This window comes from Roseisolibacter sp. H3M3-2, from assembly GCF_029211165.1.
In the GTDB taxonomy this organism is placed as follows: Bacteria; Gemmatimonadota; Gemmatimonadetes; order Gemmatimonadales; family Gemmatimonadaceae; genus Roseisolibacter.
Genome location: NZ_JARGEK010000050.1, coordinates 1 through 19,766 on the forward strand (window position 1 = coordinate 1; position 19,766 = coordinate 19,766).

Consider the following 19,766-nt stretch of genomic DNA (forward strand, 5'->3'; position numbering starts at 1 on the left):
GCCTCGGTGCGCGGCACCGCGGGGCCGGCCGGCGTCGGCCCGACCGCGGCCGCCAGCGACCGCACGACGACGATGGTGGCCAGCGCGTCGCGCGACGGCGCCCCCTCCTGCAGCGCCAGCGGCGCGGGGAGCCGGACGACGTGCCACGCCGTCCCGGGGCGCCCGGTCGGGTCGTGGACGGTGAAGCGGCGGTTGGCGCCGGCGCCGGGGGGGAGCGGGGCGGTCAGCGCCTCGTTGAGCGCCAGCGCCGCGCTGCCGAGCCGGGCGTGGCGCAGCGCCTCGTGCAGCGGGTGGCCGACCAGCGCCTCGGCGGGGCGGTCGAGCAGCTGCTCGCCGGCCGGGTTGGCCAGCACCACGCGCCCGTCGACGTCCAGCCCCACCACCGCGTCGTCGAGCGCGCTCCCCAGCACGGCCAGCGCCGCCGCCGCCGCCGTGGGGAGGGCGCGGCGCGGGTCGGACGGGACGTGGGAGAGGGCGGCGGACACGGAGCGGCGCGGGGCGTGAGGGGGGCGTCGGTTGACGCCCGGGCGCGGGGCGCGGTCACTGGAAAACGCTGCGGGCTGCGGACCGCGGATCCAGCTCCGCAGTCCGCAGCCCGCAGCGTCCGCGCGACGCGCTCAGTCGCCCGCGAAGGTGACGTCGACCGCGTGCGGGATGACGCCCGCTTCATGGCCGCGGCGCAGGAACAGCCGCACCGCCTCGCGCCCGCGCGCGCCGTAGTCGAGCGTCCAGTCGTTCACGTACATCCCCACGAACTCGTCGGCCTTGGCCGGATCGAGGCCGCGCGCGTACTGCATCGAGTGCGCGAGCGCCGCCTCGCGGTGCGACAGGCTGTACGCGATGCTGGCGTGCAGGTGGCGCGCGATCGTCGCCGTGAGCTCCTCGCCCAGGTCCTTCCGCACCACGTTGCCGCCGAGGGGGAGGGGGAGCCCCGTCTCCTCGAACCACCAGACGCCCATGTCGGCGACCAGGTGCAGCCCGCGGTCGGCGTAGGTGAGCTGCCCCTCGTGGATCAGCAGCCCGAGGTCGACCTCCCCCGCCTCGACCACGTCCTCGATCCGGTCGAACGGCGTCCACACCGGCTCGAAGTCGGGCTCGTACAGGCGCAGCGCCAGGTAGGCGCTGGTGAGCGGCCCCGGGACGGCGATCCGCTTCCCCCGTACGTCGGCCCGCGTCAGCGGCGTGCGGGCGACGAGGCGCGGCCCGTAGCGGTCGCCCATCGACGCGCCCGACGGGAGCAGCGCGTAGCGGTCGGCGAGGTAGGCGAAGGCGTGGATCGAGACGGCGGTGACCTCGAGCTCCCCGCGGCGCGCGCGCTGGTTGAGCGACTCGATGTCCTGCAGCTCGTGGACGTAGCGCAGCCCCTCGGTGTCGATCTTCCCCTCGGCGAGCGCGTAGAACATGAACGCGTCGTCCGAGTCGGGGCTGTGCGAGACGTGGATCGTGCGGGGGGTGACGGCGGCGGTCATCGGGTCGCTCACGGGGTCGCGGCCTGCGAGAGGGCGGTCTCGATGTCGGTCGCGTGGCGCTGGTACTCGTCGAGGTTCTTCGCCCGCTCGGCGGGGGCGGCGGCGACCAGGCGCCTGTTGAAGCCGGCGAGGGCGGCGGCGTCGCCGCGCATCGTCGCCGCCTTGGTGGCGAGGACGAGCCCGAGCAGGTGGTTCGGCTGCGCCCGGAGGATCGAGTCGGCCTGGGCGCGCGCGACCTCCTCCCGGCCGGCGACCTCGGCGACGCGCCCCATGTCGTAGCGCAGGTCGGCGTCGAGCGACGGCATCTGGGCGTAGTTCTGCAGCGCCATCTCGGCGAAGAAGCCGACGCTGTCCGCCTTCCCCTCGCTCGAGAGCCGCATGATGCGGTCGAAGAGGCGGTCGGCGATGTCGCGCGGCGACATGTTCTCGAGGCTGGGCGGCCGCCCGGCGGCGTCGCCCCCGCCCGCGAACGGCGCCGCGGGGGCGCCGGCGCCCGGCCCCTCGCCGAGCGCGGCCTGCGGGAGCGCGTTGAGCGGGGCGTCGAGGCCGCTGCCGCGGGCCGCGCCGAAGTTGCGCCCGGCGGCCATGGCGGCGACGGCGAGCAGCGCGACGAACGCCACGCCCCACGGGAGGACGTTGGCGGCGCTGGGCGCGGCGGCGCGCCGCGCGGCGGCCAGCACGGCGCCGGCGGCGAGGGCGCAGCGGTGGCAGAACTTCGCGCCGGGCGTCAGGGGCGCCGAGCAGCCGGCGCACGCCGAGGCGTCGAGCGGGGCGCCGCAGGTCGAGCAGAAACGGCCGCTGCCCGGCGTTCCGCAGGCCGGGCAGCGCACCGTGGAGGGGGCGGTCTGGGACATGGGGTCAAAGCTAACCACCCGGTACGGCGGGAGTCGCGACCACGGGAGTCGCAGGAGCGGGAGTCGTGACGGCGCAGGGCGCTCCTACGACTCCCGCTTGTCCGACTCCCGCGGTAACGACTCCCGCCGTTCGCTGGGCGGTTAGGACGGCTTCGAGATCGCCTCCACCGTCTTCTCGGCCCGCTTATCGTCGGCCTGGAGGACGACGTCGGCCTGCGCGACGATCCCGACCACCGCGCCCTGGTCGTCGACGATCGGGATGCGGCGCACCTGCTCCTTGGCCATCGCCGCCATCACGTCCTTCACGTCGTCGTCGGGGCCGCAGGTCTTCACGCCGCTCGACATCGCGTCGCGGACCGACGCGGACGCCTTCCCCTCGGCGACCACGCGGATGGCCAGGTCGCGGTCGGTCACGACGCCGACCAGCTTGCGCGACCCCGTCGACTCGACGACCGGCAGGACCCCGACGTCCTCGCTCTTCATCAGCCGGGCGGCCTCCTGCGCGGTGGTGTCGGGGGTGACCACGCGCGGGTTCTTGGTCATGATCTCGCTGGCCTTCATGCGTTTGTCTCCAGTGGTGTGGGTGGCGGGGGGGAGCGGGGCAATGGGCGGGCCAGCGGTCGGGTGGGGCGAGTTCGGGTAAGGCGAGTCCGGGTGGGACGAACTCGGGTGGGACGAACTCGGGTGGGACGAACTCGGGAAGTGCGAACTCGCCTCATCCGAGTTCGCCGTTCCCGGATTCGCCGTTCCCGGAGTCGCCGTTCCCGAACTCGCCCCACCCGCTCTAGCTTGCTGCATGGCCCCCCCCTCCCCCCCGCCGACGGCGGACGACGTCCTCGAGCTCGCGCGGCGCGAGCACGTCCGGTTCCTCCGCCTGCAGTTCACCGACATCCTCGGCGTCAACAAGAACGTCGAGGTGCCGGCGTCGCAGTTCGCCAAGGCGCTGGCCGGCGACATCATGTTCGACGGGAGCGCGATCGAGGGGTTCGTCCGCACCGAGGAGAGCGACATGCTCCTCCGCCCCGACCTCGCGACCTTCCGCGTGCTGCCGTGGGGGGAGCCCGAGTCGCGGGTGGCGCGCGTCATCTGCGACATCACGCGCCCCGACGGGACGCCGTTCGAGGGGGACCCGCGCGCGGTGCTCAAGCGCCAGATCGCGCGCGCCAGCGCGATGGGCTACACGATGCAGGCGGGGATGGAGGCCGAGTTCTTCCTCTTCCGTCCCGGCGCCGACGGGCGCGCGACGACCCAGACGCACGACGTCGGCGGCTACTTCGACCTCGCCCCCGTGGACCTCGGCGAGGACGCGCGGCGCGCGATGGTCGAGACGCTGCAGCGCATGGGCTTCGAGATCGAGGCCGCGCACCACGAGGTCGCGCACGGGCAGCACGAGATCGACTTCCGCTACGCCGACGCGCTGACCACCGCCGACAACCTGGCGACGTTCCGCTTCGTCGTGAAGCACGTCGCGCGGCAGTTCGGGCTCGTCGCGTCGTTCATGCCCAAGCCGATCTTCGGGCAGAACGGGAGCGGGATGCACACGCACCAGTCGCTCTTCCGCGGGAAGGACAACGCGTTCTTCGACGCCGGCGCCGAGTGGCAGCTGTCGCGCACCGCGCTGCACTACATCGGCGGGCTGCTGCGCCACGGGCGGGGGCTGTGCGCGGTCACCAACCCGCTCGTGAACAGCTACAAGCGGCTGGTGCCGGGGTACGAGGCGCCGGTGAACGTCGCGTGGAGCATGCGCAACCGCTCGCCGATGATCCGCGTCCCCGACCGGCGCGGCGCCGGCACCCGCGTCGAGCTGCGCACCCCCGACCCGGCCGCCAACCCGTACCTGGCGCTGGCCGTCATGCTCGCCGCGGGGCTCGACGGCGTCGAGACCGAGGCCGAGTGGCGCGAGCCCGTCAACCAGAACATCTGGGAGATGAGCTACCGCGAGCGCCGCCGCCTGCGCATCGACGACCTGCCGCAGGACCTCAACGAGGCGTGCGACGCGCTCGAGAAGGACGACGTCGTCCTGGCGGCGCTCGGCGAGCACGTGGCCGCGCACTACCTGAACGCGAAGCGGCAGGAGTGGAGGGATTACGTGACGCAGGTGAGTCAGTGGGAGCTCGACCAGTACTTGGCCAAATACTGAGAGCGGGAGTCGCGACCGCGGGAGTCGAAAGAGCGGGAGTCGGAAGGGCGCAGTGCGCTCTCACGACTCCCGCTCTTTCGACTCCCGTGGTGACGACTCCCGCCGTTCAACGACGCTTCGGGATCCCCGGCGAGATCCGCTGCGCATTCTCGTAGTACAGCTTCCGCAGCGTCGCATCCGGCAGGTCCAGCCCGTAGAGCTTCCAGAACGCGTGGTACGGGCGGTAGTAGTCGAAGTAGTCGTCGCGGGTCTCGAAGACGCGCCAGTAGTACGGGTACTCCTCCGGCTGGAACGAGTCCTTCCCGAACAGCACGCGGTCCTGGAAGCGCACGAGGAAGTCGCGCGCCGCGCGCGGCTGGCGCCCCAGGTCGTAGAGCACCGCGCCGACCTCGGTGTGCACGTTCGGCAGCTCGGTCATCAGCTTGGCGAGGCGCGGCAGGTCGTTGGCGTGCCACCCCATGTGCGCGATCACGAACGTCGTGCGCGGGTTGCGCCGCAGCATCGCGTCGCGCTCCTGCATGAGCTGCTCGAAGCTCGGGAACTGGTCGCCCGGGTAGCGGCGCCCCGGGAAGAGCGCGAGCTCCAGCCACCGCTCGTTGGTGTAGTCGATCGGCTGCCAGAACTCCTGCGGGTCGGCCGTGTGCACGAACACCGGCAGCCGGAGCCGCGCCGCCGCCTGCCACACCGGGTCGAGCGCCGGGTCGTCGAGCTTGAGCCGCGTGCCGTCGGCCTTCTTCGTCGAGAGGCCGAGCCCCTTGCCGATCTCGCCGACGCCGACCGCGCCCGCAGCCGCGTCGGCCTCGAGCTGCGCCACCGCCTTCTCGGCCCACCCGGGGCCGACGTTGCGGAAGTCGATGCCGGTCAGCACGCGCACGCGGTCGCGCGCCGCGGGCGACGCGCGGATGGCGGCGACCGCGCGCTTGAGCGCCTCGCCGCTGGTGTTGTTCGCGGTCACCATGACGCCGAGGCCGAGCGAGTCCATCTGCGCGACCAGGCGCTGCAGCGCCTCCGGCGTGTCGACGGCCCCGGGGTGCCCGTGGTAGTCGACCGCGGGGTACTTGGGGCGCGGCACCCGGTGCTCGGTCGTCACCAGCGTCGAGCGCGGCCGGTAGTCGAGGATGCTCGGCGCCGGCAGCTCGGGCGCCTGGCAGAGGTTCGGCCGGATCTCGGTCGTCCCCGCGGGGCAGGGCGCGCCCGGCTCGACGCGCGTGGCGCCGCGCGCGCCGGGCGGCTGGGCGGCGAGCGTGAGGGCGGGGGCGGCGGCCAGCAGGGCGAGCCGCGCGAGGGCGATCGGAAGGCGCATGGCGGGCGAGGGGGGACGGAGAGCCCCCAATCTGCCGCCGGGACCGCCGCGCGCCTAGCCGCGCCTACCGCGCGCCGGGCCGGCCGGACCGCGTCCTGACCTCCTCCGGGGCGCACTCGCGGCGCGCCAGCGCGAGCAGGAGCAGGGCGCCGCCGCCCACCGCGGCCACGTCGGCGAGGTTGAACACGAACCCCGAGAGCACCCCGGCGTCGACGTGGATGAAGTCGACCACGCCCTGCTGCCCGCGCACCCGGTCGAGCAGGTTGCCGGCCGCGCCGCCGTGCATCAGCGCCAGCCCGGCCATGCTCGCGGGCGACGCCGGCGACACGCGCCGGTACAGCGCGTACAGGAACACCAGCACCCACGTCGCCAGCATCACGTGCACCCACCGCTCGGCGTGCGCCACGCCGCCGACGCGCAGCGAGAACGCGACGCCGGGGTTGTACATCAGCGGGAACGACACCGTCGCCGACGCGCGCTCGATGGCGTCGAGCCACGGGTGCCCGGCCTCGGCGAGCCGCTTGGTCCACGCGTCGAGCGCCACGAGGAGCGCGGTCAGCGTCCAGAAGACCCGGTCGGGGTCGGGCGGGCGGTCGGTGGGCGGCGCGGACACGGGACGGCGGCGGGGGAGGCGCGAGAGGGGCGGCCGGTGGGCCACCCCTCCAGGGCACTCAGCGTGCCGGCGCTCCGGTCCGTTCCCGCCGCCGCGTCAACGCGGCGTCAGGGCACGCGGCGTCAGGGGACGATCGCCTGGTACGCGGCGCTCAGCAGCGGGTCCTGCCCGGCGCCGAGGTGCCCCTGGTTGATGGTCCACACGATCGCGCCGCCGAGCCCCGCGGACTTGAGCCACGCGCCCTTGGCGGCGATCGACGCCTCGTCCTCGTACGAGATGAACTGGCACCCCTGCGCGCCCGTCGGCGACGCGAACGACAGGTAGGACGCCTGCGCCGCCGGGTCCCACTGGCGCGCCGAGAAGCCGTAGCCGGCGCGGATGTTCCGGTAGCTCATCGTGTTGTCCTCGGCGATCAGCGAGCCGCCGGTCTGGTTCGGGCCCGTCACGCCGCGCCAGCACGCGCCGTAGAAGGGGATCCCGACGCCCAGCTTCGCCGCCGGCACGCCCACCGCGAGGTAGCGCGCCGCGCTGCTCTGCACGGAGCTCGGCGTGTTCCCCTTGTGCCCCGAGAGCGCCGACGTGTGCCAGCTCAGCCACCCGCCGTACGGGCCGGCCATGCTGTACGTCATCACGTTCATCTGGTCGACGACGGCGGCCACCTGCGCGTAGTACGCGTCCACCTCGCCGGGGAAGTTCGTGTTCACCCAGCCGACGGGGATCGTGAGCAGCATCGCCGGGCGCGCGGCGCGCAGCTCCTGCAGCAGCGCGAGCAGCGGCGCGCGGTCGGTGCTGGTGATGGGCTCCCAGTCGACGTCGATGCCGTCGTAGCCGAGGGCGTCCATCGTCGCGACCAGGTTCGCCACGAAGCGCGCGCGGTTGGCGCTCGACGCGGCGCTCGCCATGGCGTCGTGCGTGCCGGCGCCGCCGAGCATCAGGATCGCCTTGCGCCCGGCCTGGTGCGCGCGCGTCGCGAGCGTGCGCGCGACCGCGGGGCCGGTCGTGTTGTCGAGGTAGAAGTGCGTCTGCAGCGTGCCGTCGGCGTTCGGGAGGACGGCGCCGGCGAAGACGTGCGTGAGGAGCGAGAAGTCGACCTCGGTCTCCGGGTGGATGCTCCGCTGGTAGCCCACCCAGTAGCCGGCGAGCCAGCGCGCGCCCGGGGGCGGCGGGGGGGGCGGCGGGGGCGCGTCGCCGGTCGGCGTGACGGTCGGCGAGGCGCTCGACGCCGGGCCGTCGCCGACGGCGTTGGTCGCGACCACCACGAACGACACCGGCGTCCCGGCCGTCAGCCCGGTCACCGTCGCCGCGGTCGCGGGGGCGTTCACCGTCGCGGTCTGCCCGGTCGAGGCGCGGACGCGGTACGACAGGATCGGCGTGCCGCCGTCGTAGCGCGGCACCTGCCACGTCACGGTCGCCTGCCGCACGCCGGCCGTCGCGCCGACGCCGGTCGGGGCGTTGGGGACGGTGGTGCGCGGCTTCTTGGCGAGCGCCGCGGCGTCGGGGGCGGCCGTGGGGGCGTCGGGGGCGCCGCAGGCGGCCAGCAGCGCGGCCGACAGGAGGAGGGCGGCGCGCGGCGCCGGGGCGGAGAGGAGGGGCATGGGCGGCGGGGCGTGGTGCGGGGGTGGTCGATGGCGCGCCGGGACGGCCGGGGGGCACCGTCCGGGCACCCGCGGAAGCTGCCCGGGCCCCGGGGGCCCCGCATGGGTCACCTCACAAGTCATTCATGACGCGCGTCACACCGTGCGGTCATCGCCGGCCGTCGGTGATGTCTGCGGCCCGCGGCGTGACGGGCACAGGCGCGCGGCGGCCGTCGCTGTCCCCCAGTGGTCGCCACCGGCGCGTGTCCTGTGTGGGCTCCACGCCACACGCGCGAGCGGCGGCTGCCGCGTCGCTTCAACGGCAGGGAGATCGGATCGAACGGATGCACCGAGGATTTCTCGGATCGCTCCTCGTCGCTCCAGGCGTCCATCCGCGGGATCCGTCCTGATCGGACCGGATCCGATTCCTCGATGGTCGATGCGGGCCGGTCGCGATCGCGCAGCCGCGCAGCCGCGCAGCTCTTACCGCACCACGACGGTCAGCGTCGCGAAGTCGCTCGTCCACCCGCCGTCGCGGCCGGCGCGGCGGATCTCGGTGGCGCGGACGAGCCAGCGCCCGTCGGCGGCCAGGGGGAGGGTGACCACGCCGTCGGCGTCGGTGCGGCGGGCGGGGCGCGGGCGGCCGTCGGGGCCGACGGCGCGGACCTGCGCGTCGGCGAGGGGGCGGCCGCGCCGCAGCAGGCGGACGTCGAGCGAGTCGCCCGCGCGCAGCGCCGTCGGGTCGGCGAGGGGGACCAGCTCGAGCGGGAGCCCGGCGGGGCGCGCCCAGGTCGCGTCGCCGCGCGGGCGGGGGCGCAGGGGGCTGCTCACCAGCACGTGCGCCACCGCGTGCTCGGCGTACCGCTCCTCCCAGCGCCGCACCCCGTCCACCGGGAGCTGGCGGAGGTAGGCGAGGCGCACGCTGTCGGGGGCGCCGACGGCGTCGAGCAGGCGCACCACGTCCGCCGAGTCGAGGGTGCGGGCGCGCGGGGCGAGCGACACCCAGACGGTGGCCACGCCGGGCTCGCGCAGCGGGGCGCGGAAGTGCAGCGCGTGCGGGCCGCCGCGCGGGGCGGGGAGCGCCGAGGCGTGGCCGCCGAGCCGGACGCGGGCGGTGGTCACGCGGCCGGCGGCGACGGCGGAGGCGGGGGTGGGGAAGGCCGGGCCGGTGGTGAGGTCGAACGCGGCGTCGACCCCCGGCGGGAGCGTGGCGCGCGCCGGGACGAGCCAGGCGTCGCGCGCCGCCGGCGCCGCGGCGGCGGCGGCGGGCGCGGCGAGGAAGAGCAGGGCGGCGGGGAGGGCGGGGCGGCGCATGCGGGTAGGTGACGCCCGCGCGGCGGCAAACGAAACGCGGGGGGCACCCGGTGGGCGCCCCCCGCGTCACGTGGTGCTTCGAGACGACTACCGGCGTACGGCGCGTCGGGCGAAGGCCGCGTCGGCGACCGCCATCACGCGGGCCGCCTGTCGCTGCAGCGCGGCCGTGGCCGACGGGCCGGCCACGAGGCGCGCGCGGACCGCGACGCCGCGCGCCCGCGCCGCCGTGGTGAGCGTACCGGACTTGATGGCCGCCGTGAACGTCGCCCCCTCGGTGCCGGGGATGCCGAGCTGCGGCGCCGCGGCGCCGCCGCTGCCGACCACCTGCCAGTCCGTCGGCGCACCCGACCGGAGCATCCAGGACGCGTCGAAGCCGGGCGCGCCGCTGAAGTCGGGGAAGGTCACGTCCCAGGTCGCCGCGCCCTGCAGGTAGCTCGCGAGCACCGTCATGCTCAGCGCGCGCGAGGTCGTGCCGTCCTGCGTGAACATCGCGAGCAGCGCGTCGCCGTACTGCGCCTGCCGCGCGAGCTGCACGCGGGGACGCGGGTACGGGCTGTTCGACGACGTCACGGTCGGCGCGTTCATCGCCGGGCCGAGCGTCAGCGTGCGGTCGGCGACCGTGCGGAAGTACGCGCCGGCGATCCGCGCCTGCGAGATGTCCGGCCCCTGGGGCCCGTTGGGCGCCGAGAGGGCGAACGCGTAGTGCAGGTCGCCCGCGGCCAGGCGGTCCGCCGGCAGGCCGTAGTAGGTCGGGGTCGTGGTCGGGTTGAGGACCGCGCCGAAGTCGTTGAAGAACGCCCCCGTCCCGCCGTTCGCCGTCTGCAGCCCCACGACCGGGATGATCAGGTCGCTCGCGCCGGCCCCGGCGATCGTGAGGCGCGCCGAGGCGGGGGCGAACGAGTCGGATCCGCCGAAGTCGATGGCGCCGACCGACGCGCCGTTGGCCGGGTTCAGGTTGCGGCGGAGGACGATGCGGTTCGGCGGGCCGGACAGCCCCGGGAAGGCGCCCGCCGCGCTGCGCGTCGCGATCAGGTCGCGCGGGCCCGGCTGCACGTCCTCGAAGGTCACCGTCGAGCCGTTCACCGTGCCGGTCGCGTCGCCGAGCGTGGCGTTCACGACGTCGGTCGCGGCGGCACCGGTGATGGTGGCCGTCGCCGTCTTGGTGCCCGGGGCCGCGCCGCAGATGTTCGCGCCGATCCCGCTCAGCTCCGTGGCAGTGCCGTACGTGACGTTCGTCGTGTACGAGGCCGAGGCGCCCGTCCCCGACTGCACGACGTACGCGATCGCGCCGCGCGCGCCGGTGATGTTCACCTGCGCCTGGTTGTTGGCGCCGAGCGTCGCGCGCTGCCACGCGCCGCCCTCCGACTGGTAGCCGACCCAGATCGGCGCCTCGGCCGCGCAGAACGCGAGGCCGACGTTGCCGCCGCCCGTGCTGGCCGGCGTGACCGAGCCCGTCCCCTGCGCCGTCTTGGTCCCGGCGATCCCGGTGGCCGTCGCGTTCACCGTGAAGGTGAAGTTGCCGGTCGCCGCCGTCGGCGCGGCGGTGAAGCGGATGGTCGCCGAGTTGCCCGCGACCGGGTCCGCCGAGAACGCGGCCGGCGAGCGGCGCGCGGCGAGCTGCGTCGTGACGATCTGGTACGTGACGCCCGTCGGGAGCCCCGACACCGTGACGTCGACCGGGGCCGCGAAGCCGCCGGTGCGCGTGATGTTCACCGTCGCCGTGGCCGTCTGCCCCTGCTGCAGCGACACCGTCGTCGGGGTGACCGCGACCGAGAAGTCGCCGACCTGCACCGCGCCGGTGACCGTGACGGTGAGCGTCGCCGTCTTGGTGCCCGTGACGCCGGCGCCGGTGGCGGCGAGGCCGATCGTGTACGTGCCCGGGGCGACGGCGTTCGTCGCTTGCACCGAGACGCCGACGCCGGCGCCGGTCGTCGCGGCGGCCGGGGTCACGGTGAGGCCCGCCGGGATCGTCCCGGTGGTCGTCAGCGTGACCGCGCCCGCGAAGCTGCCGGTGCGCGTGATGGCGACGGTCGCCGTCTGCGCGGCCGCGCCCTGCTGCACGGTGACGGCGGCGTTGGCGAGCGAGAAGTCGGCGGCCGGGGCCGCGGCCTGCACGGTGACGGTGAGCGTCGCCGTCTGCGGCGCGGCGATGCCGGCGCCGGCGGCCGACAGCGTGACCGGGTAGGTGCCCGGGGCGACGGCCGCCGTCGCCGACACGGCCACGTCGACGCTGTTCCCCGTCGTCGCGGCGGCCGGCGCGACCGTCAGCCCGGCCGGCGCGCCCGAGGCGGTGACCGTGACCGCGCCGGCGAAGCCGCCGGTGCGCGTGATGGCGAGCGTCGCGTTGGTCGCGGCGGCGCCCTGCGTGACCGTCAGCGCCGGCGCCGCGAGGGCGACCGTGAACGCCGGCGTCGGGGCGGGCGCCGTCACCGTGACGGTGAGCGGCGTCGTCACCGCGGCCACGGCGCCGGTGCCGGCGGCGCGCACGGTGAGGGTGTAGGTCCCGGCCGGCGTCGCCGACCCGGTGGTCACGGTGATCGTGCTCGCGGTGACGCCGCCGGCCAGCGACGCCGGGTTGGCGGTCGCGGTGCCGGCCGGGATCGACCCCTCGACCGTCAGGTTCACGACGTCGGCGTAGCCGCCGCCGCGCGTCACGGTCACCGCCGCCGTGCCGTTCTGCCCCGCCTGCACCGAGACGGTGGGCGAGGCCAGCGTGACCCCGATCGTCGGCGTCGGCCCCGTCGTCCCGCCGTCGTCGTCCCCCCCGCCGCAGGCCGCCGCCGAGAGGGCGAGGGCCACGGTCCACCAGCTCCGGCGATTCCACGCCGCGCGCACGTGCGTCAAAGCGACCTCCCGGTCATTCCAGCGTTGCCTGTGGGCTGCCTGATGCAGCCGGCCGAACATATGACGAGGTCGTCATGCGCGCGAGAGTCGAACGACCCATGGGGGACGGTTGGCGCGCGTCCGCCGGCTAGGGCGACGCGGAGGGCGCGACCGTCAGCGGGAGGGTGCGCGCGGCCGCCGCCACGCCCCCCTCCGAGTCGACGCGGACCTCGAGGACCCACTGTCCCGGCGGCGCCCCCGCCGCGGCGGCGACGCGCACCACCACCTCCGCCTCGTCGGCGGCGAGCGTGCCGGCGGCGGGGGCGACGTCGACCGACGCCGGGAGGCCGCCGGGGCGGGTGACGCGGAAGGCGACGGCGCCCGTCAGCCCGCGGGCGCCGACCCCGCGCGCCACCACCGAGTCGCGCCCGCCCGGCGCGACCCGCAGCGCCTCCAGCTCGAGCGACAGGCGCAGCGCGCCGCGCGGCGCGTCGGGGACGCCGCAGGCGAGCGTCGCCAGCAGGGCGGGGAGGAGGCGGGCGGCGGGGCGGGGCATGCGCGGACGGGCGAGGGGAGGAAACGCGCACGGGCGGGCCCCCGCGTGGGGAGCCCGCCCGTGCGACCCGCCGGGACGCCTCAGGGCGTCGTCGACGCGGTGGTGCCGGTCACGCGCACCGGGATGATGATTGCCGGGATCACGCCGCGGACGGTCGCGCCGGTGAGGGTGAAGGCGTAGACGCCGGGGAGCGCCGTCGCGTCGGCGGTCACCGTGATCTCGACCGGCCCCTCGGCCTGCTCCGTCCGCGTCAGCCGTACGGTGATCCCGCGGGCGACGTTGGTGACGTTCAGCAGCGCGCTGGGCGCGAGCGTGGCGATGCGCTCGAGCGCCGCCGTGAAGGTCGTCGAGCCGCCGGCGGTGAGCGTCGGCTGCGCGGTCGGCGCCACGAAGCGGAAGCCGAACGACGGGTTGTCGCGCACCACCTCGACCTGGAGCGTCGTGGTCTGCGTGCCGCCCGGGCCGGCGGCGGTGAGCGTCACCGGGTACGTGCCGGCGGGGACGTCGGCGCCGGCGGTGATGGTGACGGTCGCCGTGGTGCCCGAGGCCGACGTCGGCGTCGCGGTCACGACCAGCCCCGGCGGCGTCGGGCCGCTGGTGTAGGTGATCGCCCCCTGCCCGCCGGTGCCGCTGGCGCGCTGGATCGGGACGGTGATGACGTTGGTCACGCCGGCCAGCACGACCGGGCGCTGCGTCAGCGTGCCGAAGCCGAAGCCGCCGGTGAGCGCGGCCGTCGTGGTGACGCGCACCGTGGCGGTCTGGTTCGGGAGCCCGGCGGCGGTGCCGGTGAGCGTGAGGTCGAACGTCCCCGGGGCAAGCGTCGCCGGCAGCGTGATCCGCACGTTGGCCACCGAGTCGGCGGTGCCGGCGCCGGTGGCGGCCACCGAGTCGACGACGACCGTGACGCCCGACGGGGCGCCGCTGGCCGCGAGCGCGACGCGCCCGGTGAAGCCCGTGCCGCGCGCGATGCGCACCGGGACGGTGACCGTGGTGCCGGCCGCGCCCGAGACCGCGATCGGCCCCGAGACCGCGCCGCCGATCGAGAAGTTCCCCGCCTGCTGCACCGTCAGCGGCAGCGACAGCGTCTGCGCCGTCACGCCCGTCCCCGCGCCGCGGAGCGTGATCGTGTAGCTCCCCGGCGCCGTCGCCGAGGTGGCGGCGAGGTTGAGCGTCACCGTGTCGCCCGCCGTCGCGCCCTGCGTCACCGTCACGCCCGCCGGCAGCCCCGCGGCGTCGGCGGTGAAGGTGAGCGGGCCGGTGAAGCCGCCCGTGCGGCGCGCGACCACGCGCACCGTGCCGTTCCCGCCCGTCGACAGCGTGGCCGTGGCCGGGCCCGCGAACGCCAGCGTGAAGCCCTGCGCCGGGTTGGCGACGACCACCTGCATCAGCAGCGTCTGCGTCGTCACGCCGGTCCCCGAGGCGGTGACGCGGAACGTCGTCGGCGTCGTCGACGCCGCGGCGCTGGTGTCGACGGTGACGGTCACCGCGCGCGCCGCGGTGTCGTTGGCGGCGACGGTCGGGTTGGCGACCGTCGCGCGCACGCCGCGCGCGAGCCCGGCGGTGTCGACCGCGAGCGTGACCGCGCCGGTGAAGCCCGACACGCGCACGACGCGCACGTTCACGGTGGCCGACGTCCCGCGCGCCACCGTCACGGGGTTCGAGTCGGCGCCGATGAGGATGCCGGGGACGACGGCGAGCTGCGCCGAGCGGTCGGACGGCGCGGTCAGCCCGCCACTCCCGTCGGAGCAGGCGGCGGCGGCGAGCACGGCCAGGACGGCCGAGCCTCGCATCCAACGAGGTTGCGGATGCATGCGTGGGTCTCCGATGAGCGACGAGCACACGGACACGAGCGGCCCCGCGGAGTGCGGGGCGCGGGGCCGCCCAACGCAAACAGAAGGCCCATGCGACGGCCCCGTTCGGTCGACGTTTCGTCAAACGCCGTACGGCGTACGCGAAACGGGGCGGGCTCGTGAAGAGCCCGCCCCGCGTCGTTGCGGCCGTGCAACCGCTCAGACCGGGAACAGCATCTCGCGGTACTTCGGCAGCGGCCACTGGTCGTCCGGCACCAGCAGCTCGAGCGCGTCGCTCGCCGCGCGCACCGCCGCCATCGCGTCGGCGCCCTCGGACGTCAGCAGCCGCGCGCACGCCGACGGGTCGCCGTGCTGGTGGTCCGCCTTCTCGGTCACCGCCAGCAGCGTCGCGCGCGCCGCGTCGAGCTCGGCCACCACGGCGCCCACCCGCTCGGCCGCCGCGAGCTGCGGCACCGTCTGGATCCCCGCCGCCTTCGCGTCGGCCGCGCCCTTGGCGAGCGCGTTCAGGTACGCGTAGCCGGCCGGCAGCACGAACGTGTCGACCAGCTGCCCCAGCGTGTGCAGCTCGATCAGCATGTCCTTCACGTAGCGCTCCACGCGCACGTGGTAGCGGCTCTCCAGCTCGACCTCGGTGAGGATCGCCGTGCTGCGGAAGAGCTGCTTCGCCTGCTCCGTCATCAGCTGCTCCAGCGCCTCGGGCGTGCGGCGCAGGTTGAGCAGCCCGCGCCCCTCCGCCTGCTGGACCCACTCGTCGGAGTAGCCGTTCCCCTCGAAGCGCACCGCGCTCGACGCCTTGAACGACTCGCGCACGACGTTGAGCACCGCGTCGTCGACCGCCGGCGTGCGCGTCAGCTCGTCGCGCAGCTTCTCCGTCAGGTCGGCGATCGCCTCGGCGGCCGCCGCGTTGAGCAGCATCACCGGGAAGGCGATGCTCTGCGACGAGCCCACCGCGCGGAACTCGAACTTGTTGCCGGTGAACGCGAACGGCGACGTGCGGTTGCGGTCCGTGTTGTCCTTCTCGATCTCGGGGAGCTTGGCGACGCCGAGCTGGATCAGCTGCTGCTCGGCCTTCTGCCCCGCCGTCTTCCCCGAGACCATGTCCTCGATCATGCGGTTCAGCGTCTGCCCCATGAACGCCGAGATGATCGCGGGCGGCGCCTCGTTGGCGCCGAGGCGGTGCTCGTTCCCCGCGGTGCCGATGCCGGCGCGCAGCAGCCCGGCGTGCTTGTGCACGGCCTGCAGCGCCGCCGCCAGGAACAGCAGGAAGCGGACGTTCTGGTGCGGCGTCTTGCCGGGCTTGAGCAGGTTGAAGCCGTCGAGCTCCGGGTTGTCGGCGGCGATCGACAGCGACCAGTTGCAGTGCTTGCCCGAGCCGTTGATCCCGGCGAACGGCTTCTCGTGCAGGATGGCCTGCAGCCCGTGGCGCAGCGCGACCTTCCGCAGCACCGCCATCACGAGCTGGTTGTGGTCCGTGGCCAGGTCGGCCTCGGTGAAGCGCGGCGCCATCTCGAACTGGCAGGGCGCGACCTCGTTGTGGCGCGTCACGATCGGCACGCCGAGCTTGTACAGCTCGTGCTCGACCTCGGCGATGCACGCCTGGATGCGCTCCGGGATCCCGCCGAAGTAGTGGTCCTCGAGCTGCTGCCCGCGCGGCGGCGCCGCGCCCAGCAGCGTGCGCCCGGCCATCACGAGGTCGGGGCGCAGCGCGAACTGCGCGCGGTCGACGAGGAAGTACTCCTGCTCGGCGCCGAGCGTGGTGATCACGCGCTGGATCCCGGTGTCGCCGAGCAGCTCGAGCAGCGCGATCGCCTTGGCCGAGAGGACGTCCGAGCTGCGGAGCAGCGGCGTCATCTCGTCGAGCGCCTCGCCGTTGTAGCCGACGAACACCGACGGGATGCAGAGCGTGCGCGTCCCCGGGCCCTCGACGATGAAGACGGGGCTGGCCGGGTTCCACGCGGTGTAGCCGCGGGCCTCCCAGGTGGCGCGCAGCCCGCCCGACGGGAAGCTCGACGCGTCCGGCTCGCTCTGGATCAGTTGCGCGGCGCCGAAGCTCTCGATCGGCTGGTTCTCGTCGTCGAACGACAGGAAGGCGTCGTGCTTCTCGGCGGTCAGCCCGGTCTGCGGCTGGAACCAGTGGGTGAAGTGCGTCACCCCGCGCGAGATCGCCCACTCCTTGATGGCCTGCGCGACGGCCGGCGCGATCTCGCCGTCGAGCTTCTTCCCCAGGCGGACCGAGGCCTGGAGCTTCTGGTAGACCTTCTTCGGCAGCTTGTCGCGCATCTGGCGCGCGCCGAAGGTGTTCACGCCGAAGTACTGCGACGTGGGCGTCGGGGCGGCGGCGTCGCCGTTCAGGGCGGCGCGCACGGCCGGGCGGGCCGAAGCGAGCTCGCGCAGCGCGACCTTGCGCGGCGTGAGGGAGGTCGAGGCCATCGGAAACGGACTCCGGGACGGGGTGGGCGGACGGCGGGGCTGCCGGGGTGCGCCCAATGTACCGAATTCCGTGCACGAAATGCAGCCCGGATCGCACGATTCGCAATTTCGGGCCAATTCTGCGGCCCGATGGACCGGCTGCCGTGCGAAAACTGCAGAAGCTCGTGCGCGCTAGCGCGCTTTTGCCGGCGGCAGCCCCTGCGGCACCGGCGGCCCCTCCGGCTGCGGCGGGCCGGCCTCCAGCGCCAGCTGGATGCGCTCCGCCTGGCGGGCGTTCTCCGACAGGAGTATCGCCACCATGTTCGCCGAGTTGATGAGGATCGCCGGGGCGGGCCAGGCGAAGCTCCCCCCGCGCGGGGCCACCCGGATCGGGTCGATCGCCGTCGCCTCGCGGTCGGCGGCCGCCGCGTCGTCGTAGAGGAAGACGCGCAGCTCCGCCCGCGCCACCGTCCAGACCGTCCCACGCGGGGTCAGGAAGGGGAGGCGGGTGGTGTCCTGGCCGCCGTGCGGCACCAGCCCGGCGCGCTGCAGCCGGTCGGCGATCGAGCACGGGCGCCAGCGCCCGTCCTTGGGGCAGGCGAGGGTGTCGCGCGCGGCCGCCGTGATCGAGTCGGCGGTCGCGATCGCCCGGGCCACCGCCGTCGACTCGGCGGCGTTCCGGCGGGCCTCCTCCGACGCGCCGCCGCCGCACCCCGCCAGCAGCGCGAGCGGGAGGGCGGCGGCGGCGGCCCCCTCAGCCGCCCACGTCCAGCGCCGGGCCGTCGGGGCCGCGCCGGTGGCTGCCGGGCGGCTCGGTGTACGCGTCGGGCGGCTGGGCATGGGCGGGCGAGTCCGAGAGGTCGTGCGCGGGGTCGGCGGGGTGCACGTCGTCCCCCCCCGCCGGGGCGGGGGCGGGACGGTCGCGCGTCGGGTCGGGCGGGGTGGGGCGACGCTCGGACATGGGGCCTCCGACGCGCGGGCGTCGGGTCAGAAGCTGATGTAGATCCCGCCCTCGGCGAGGAAGTTCAGCTGCGTGTTGCCGTCCGAGAACACGATCGGCAGGCGGAGGTCGCCGCGGAAGCCGACCCCGCCCAGGAACGGGATCTTGGTCCCGGCGGCCGGGATGATCGTGAAGTCGGTGGTCGTGCGGTCGTCGCCGCTCTGCAGCTCGGCCTTGCTGCGCAGCAGGCCGGCGCCGAGGGAGACGAACGGGTCCAGGCGCCCGCCGATCAGCGTCGGGAACAGGGGCACGTCGAGCTGCACGCCGAGGTTCTGCGTCGAGACGCGGTCCTGCTCGCTCGTGAAGGTCGCGTAGGCGCCGACGCTCGACCGGTTGAAGAAGGTGCGGGCGACGCTCGCCGGCGTGCTGCGGTTGAACATGACGCGGGCGCCGTAGCCGCCGACGGAGGCGCGGTCGAGGTCGCCGCCGCGGTCGAGCCAGTAGTTCGCGAGGTAGCCCTCGACGGTGAAGCGGTACGGCTGGACGCCGGTGTCCTGCGCGTGCGCGGGGGCGGCGACGGCGGCGAGGGACGCCACGCCGGCGGCGGTGGCGGCGAGTCGACGGAGGCTGGGCATGTGCGGTCGTATGGAAGGGTCGGGACGCGGCGGACGGCGAACCCTCCCCGGCAAGGGGGGTACCAACAGACACGAAGTTCTTGCCTGGACTGGACTTGAGAGATCGGAGCCGACGATGACCGCCTGGATGACGCCCACCCCGCCCCTTCCCCTGCTCGTCGACCCCGCCCCCGCCGGCGGGCTCGACCTCGACCGCCTGGAGCGCGCCCTCGAGCTGACCGCCGAGCGCGTCGGACAGGGCCGCTACCGCGTGAAGGGCGGGGCGCAGGACCACTGGGTCGACCTGTTCAGCGCCGCGCACCCGCGCTGCGACTGCGGCGACCACCTCTGGCGCGAGGCCGTGTGCAAGCACATCCTCGCCGCCCTCCTCCGCGAGGGGGACCCGCGCGTGGTGGCGGGGGTGGGGCGCGTGATGAGCCGACTGCGGGAGCGCATCTCCGTCGCGAAGCAGGCGGCGTAGTCGTGGACGGCTGCGGGCTGCGGGCTGCGGATCCCAAACCCGCTGCCCGCAGCCCGCCGCGTAGTTTCGGGGCATGACCACCCGCCTCTACTACACCGACGCCGCCCTGCTCGACTTCACCGCCCGCGTCGCCGAGCTGGCCGACGGCGGGCGGCGCGTCTATCTGGACCGCACGGCGCTCTACCCGACCTCGGGCGGGCAGCCGCACGACCTGGGCACGCTCGGCGGCGTCGCGGTGGTGGACGTGGTCGACGAGGACGACCGGGTCGCGCACCTGCTGGCCGCGCCGCTCGCCGCGGCGGTCGGCGACGAGGTGGCGGGCGCGGTCGACGGCGCGCGCCGCCGCGACCACCGGCAGCAGCACACCGGGCAGCACCTGCTGTCGGCGGTGTTCGCCGACCTGTTCGGGGCCGAGACGCTGAGCGTGCACGTCGGCGCCGCGACGTCGACGCTCGACCTGTCGGCGGAGCGGCTGTCGCGCGACGCGCTGGTCGCCGCCGAGGCGCGCGCCAACGCGATCGTGGCGGAGGCGCGTCCGGTGCGCGTGACCTTCGAGGACGCGGCCGCCGCGGCGGGGCTGCGCAAGCCCACCGACCGCGCCGGGACGATCCGCGTGGTCGGGATCGACGGCGTCGACCGCAGCGCGTGCGGCGGGACGCACGTCGCGACGACGGCGGAGATCGGGGTCGTGCTGCTGCGGCGCGTCGAGCGCGTGCGGCAGGCGTCGCGCGTCGAGTTCGTGCGCGGCGACCGCGCGCTCGCCGGCGCCCGCGCCGACCTGGAGGCGCTGGCGGCGGTCGCCGGCGCGCTGTCGGTCGGCCCCGACGAGGCGCCCGCGGCGGTGCGAGCGCAGGCCGAGCAGCTG

18 protein-coding genes are annotated in these 19,766 nt (G+C 75.3%); 3 read left to right on the top strand and 15 right to left on the bottom strand.

All coding sequences use genetic code 11. The annotated features are described in order from the left end of the window. The 4 genes from PYV61_RS06540 to PYV61_RS06555 all read right to left on the bottom strand — a co-directional run. Positions 1–485 (bottom strand): PAS domain-containing protein (locus PYV61_RS06540; protein WP_275829569.1); only part of this gene is annotated, 485 nt, incomplete at its 3' end. 132 nt (positions 486–617) lie between these two features. After that, entirely contained in the window at positions 618–1,469 is an 852-nt protein-coding gene (locus tag PYV61_RS06545; protein WP_275829571.1) for an MqnA/MqnD/SBP family protein, read from the bottom strand. An 8-nt stretch (positions 1,470–1,477) separates the two neighbouring features. Then, positions 1,478–2,323 (bottom strand): zinc ribbon domain-containing protein, encoded by an 846-nt coding sequence (locus tag PYV61_RS06550; protein WP_275829573.1) that lies wholly within the window; start codon positions 2,321–2,323, stop codon positions 1,478–1,480. Between the two features lie 141 nt (positions 2,324–2,464). Beyond that, positions 2,465–2,884 (bottom strand): CBS domain-containing protein, encoded by a 420-nt coding sequence (locus tag PYV61_RS06555; protein WP_275829575.1) that lies wholly within the window; start codon positions 2,882–2,884, stop codon positions 2,465–2,467. Positions 2,885–3,119: 235 nt separating this feature from the next. Between PYV61_RS06555 and glnA the strand changes: the two genes are divergently transcribed. Next, positions 3,120–4,463 (top strand): type I glutamate--ammonia ligase, encoded by a 1,344-nt coding sequence (glnA, locus tag PYV61_RS06560; RefSeq protein WP_275829577.1) that lies wholly within the window; start codon positions 3,120–3,122, stop codon positions 4,461–4,463. 106 nt (positions 4,464–4,569) lie between these two features. Here the strand turns inward: glnA and PYV61_RS06565 are convergent, their stop codons facing one another. From PYV61_RS06565 to PYV61_RS06615, 11 genes are all read right to left on the bottom strand, one after another. Then, complete coding sequence (locus tag PYV61_RS06565) at positions 4,570–5,766, bottom strand: amidohydrolase family protein (RefSeq protein ID WP_275829579.1); 1,197 nt, start codon at positions 5,764–5,766, stop codon at positions 4,570–4,572. 64 nt (positions 5,767–5,830) lie between these two features. After that, on the bottom strand, positions 5,831–6,379 hold the full coding sequence (locus PYV61_RS06570; protein ID WP_275829581.1) for a signal peptidase II: 549 nt from the start codon (positions 6,377–6,379) through the stop codon (positions 5,831–5,833). Positions 6,380–6,501: 122 nt separating this feature from the next. Next, positions 6,502–7,974, bottom strand: coding sequence for a glycosyl hydrolase family 18 protein (locus PYV61_RS06575; RefSeq protein ID WP_275829583.1), 1,473 nt, complete (start codon positions 7,972–7,974; stop codon positions 6,502–6,504). Positions 7,975–8,436: 462 nt separating this feature from the next. Beyond that, entirely contained in the window at positions 8,437–9,267 is an 831-nt protein-coding gene (locus PYV61_RS06580) for a DUF4198 domain-containing protein (RefSeq protein ID WP_275829585.1), read from the bottom strand. Between the two features lie 87 nt (positions 9,268–9,354). Then, positions 9,355–12,066, bottom strand: coding sequence for a hypothetical protein (locus PYV61_RS06585; RefSeq protein WP_275829587.1), 2,712 nt, complete (start codon positions 12,064–12,066; stop codon positions 9,355–9,357). Between the two features lie 172 nt (positions 12,067–12,238). After that, positions 12,239–12,646 carry a hypothetical protein gene (locus tag PYV61_RS06590; RefSeq protein ID WP_275829589.1) on the bottom strand — a complete coding sequence of 136 codons (408 nt, stop codon included), beginning with the start codon at positions 12,644–12,646 and terminating at the stop codon, positions 12,239–12,241. Positions 12,647–12,726: 80 nt separating this feature from the next. Further along, the gene (locus PYV61_RS06595) at positions 12,727–14,436 is read right to left on the bottom strand and encodes a hypothetical protein (protein WP_275829591.1); all 1,710 of its coding nucleotides are present in this window, start codon (positions 14,434–14,436) and stop codon (positions 12,727–12,729) included. Positions 14,437–14,655: 219 nt separating this feature from the next. Continuing rightward, the gene (locus PYV61_RS06600) at positions 14,656–16,887 is read right to left on the bottom strand and encodes a glutamine synthetase III (protein WP_275829592.1); all 2,232 of its coding nucleotides are present in this window, start codon (positions 16,885–16,887) and stop codon (positions 14,656–14,658) included. Positions 16,888–17,058: 171 nt separating this feature from the next. Continuing rightward, positions 17,059–17,523 carry a hypothetical protein gene (locus PYV61_RS06605; protein WP_275829594.1) on the bottom strand — a complete coding sequence of 155 codons (465 nt, stop codon included), beginning with the start codon at positions 17,521–17,523 and terminating at the stop codon, positions 17,059–17,061. A 97-nt stretch (positions 17,524–17,620) separates the two neighbouring features. Then, the gene (locus PYV61_RS06610) at positions 17,621–17,827 is read right to left on the bottom strand and encodes a hypothetical protein (protein ID WP_275829596.1); all 207 of its coding nucleotides are present in this window, start codon (positions 17,825–17,827) and stop codon (positions 17,621–17,623) included. A gap of 26 nt (positions 17,828–17,853) precedes the next feature. Continuing rightward, entirely contained in the window at positions 17,854–18,441 is a 588-nt protein-coding gene (locus PYV61_RS06615; RefSeq protein WP_275829599.1) for an outer membrane beta-barrel protein, read from the bottom strand. A gap of 115 nt (positions 18,442–18,556) precedes the next feature. On the opposite strand from PYV61_RS06615, the gene PYV61_RS06620 reads away from it, so the two are divergent. Together PYV61_RS06620 and PYV61_RS06625 are read left to right on the top strand one after the other, a co-directional pair. After that, a complete protein-coding gene (locus PYV61_RS06620; protein WP_275829601.1) occupies positions 18,557–18,901 on the top strand; it encodes an SWIM zinc finger family protein in 345 nt (114 codons plus the stop codon). Positions 18,902–18,974: 73 nt separating this feature from the next. After that, the coding region (locus PYV61_RS06625; RefSeq protein ID WP_275829603.1) for an alanyl-tRNA editing protein at positions 18,975–19,766 on the top strand (792 nt) is incomplete at its 3' end.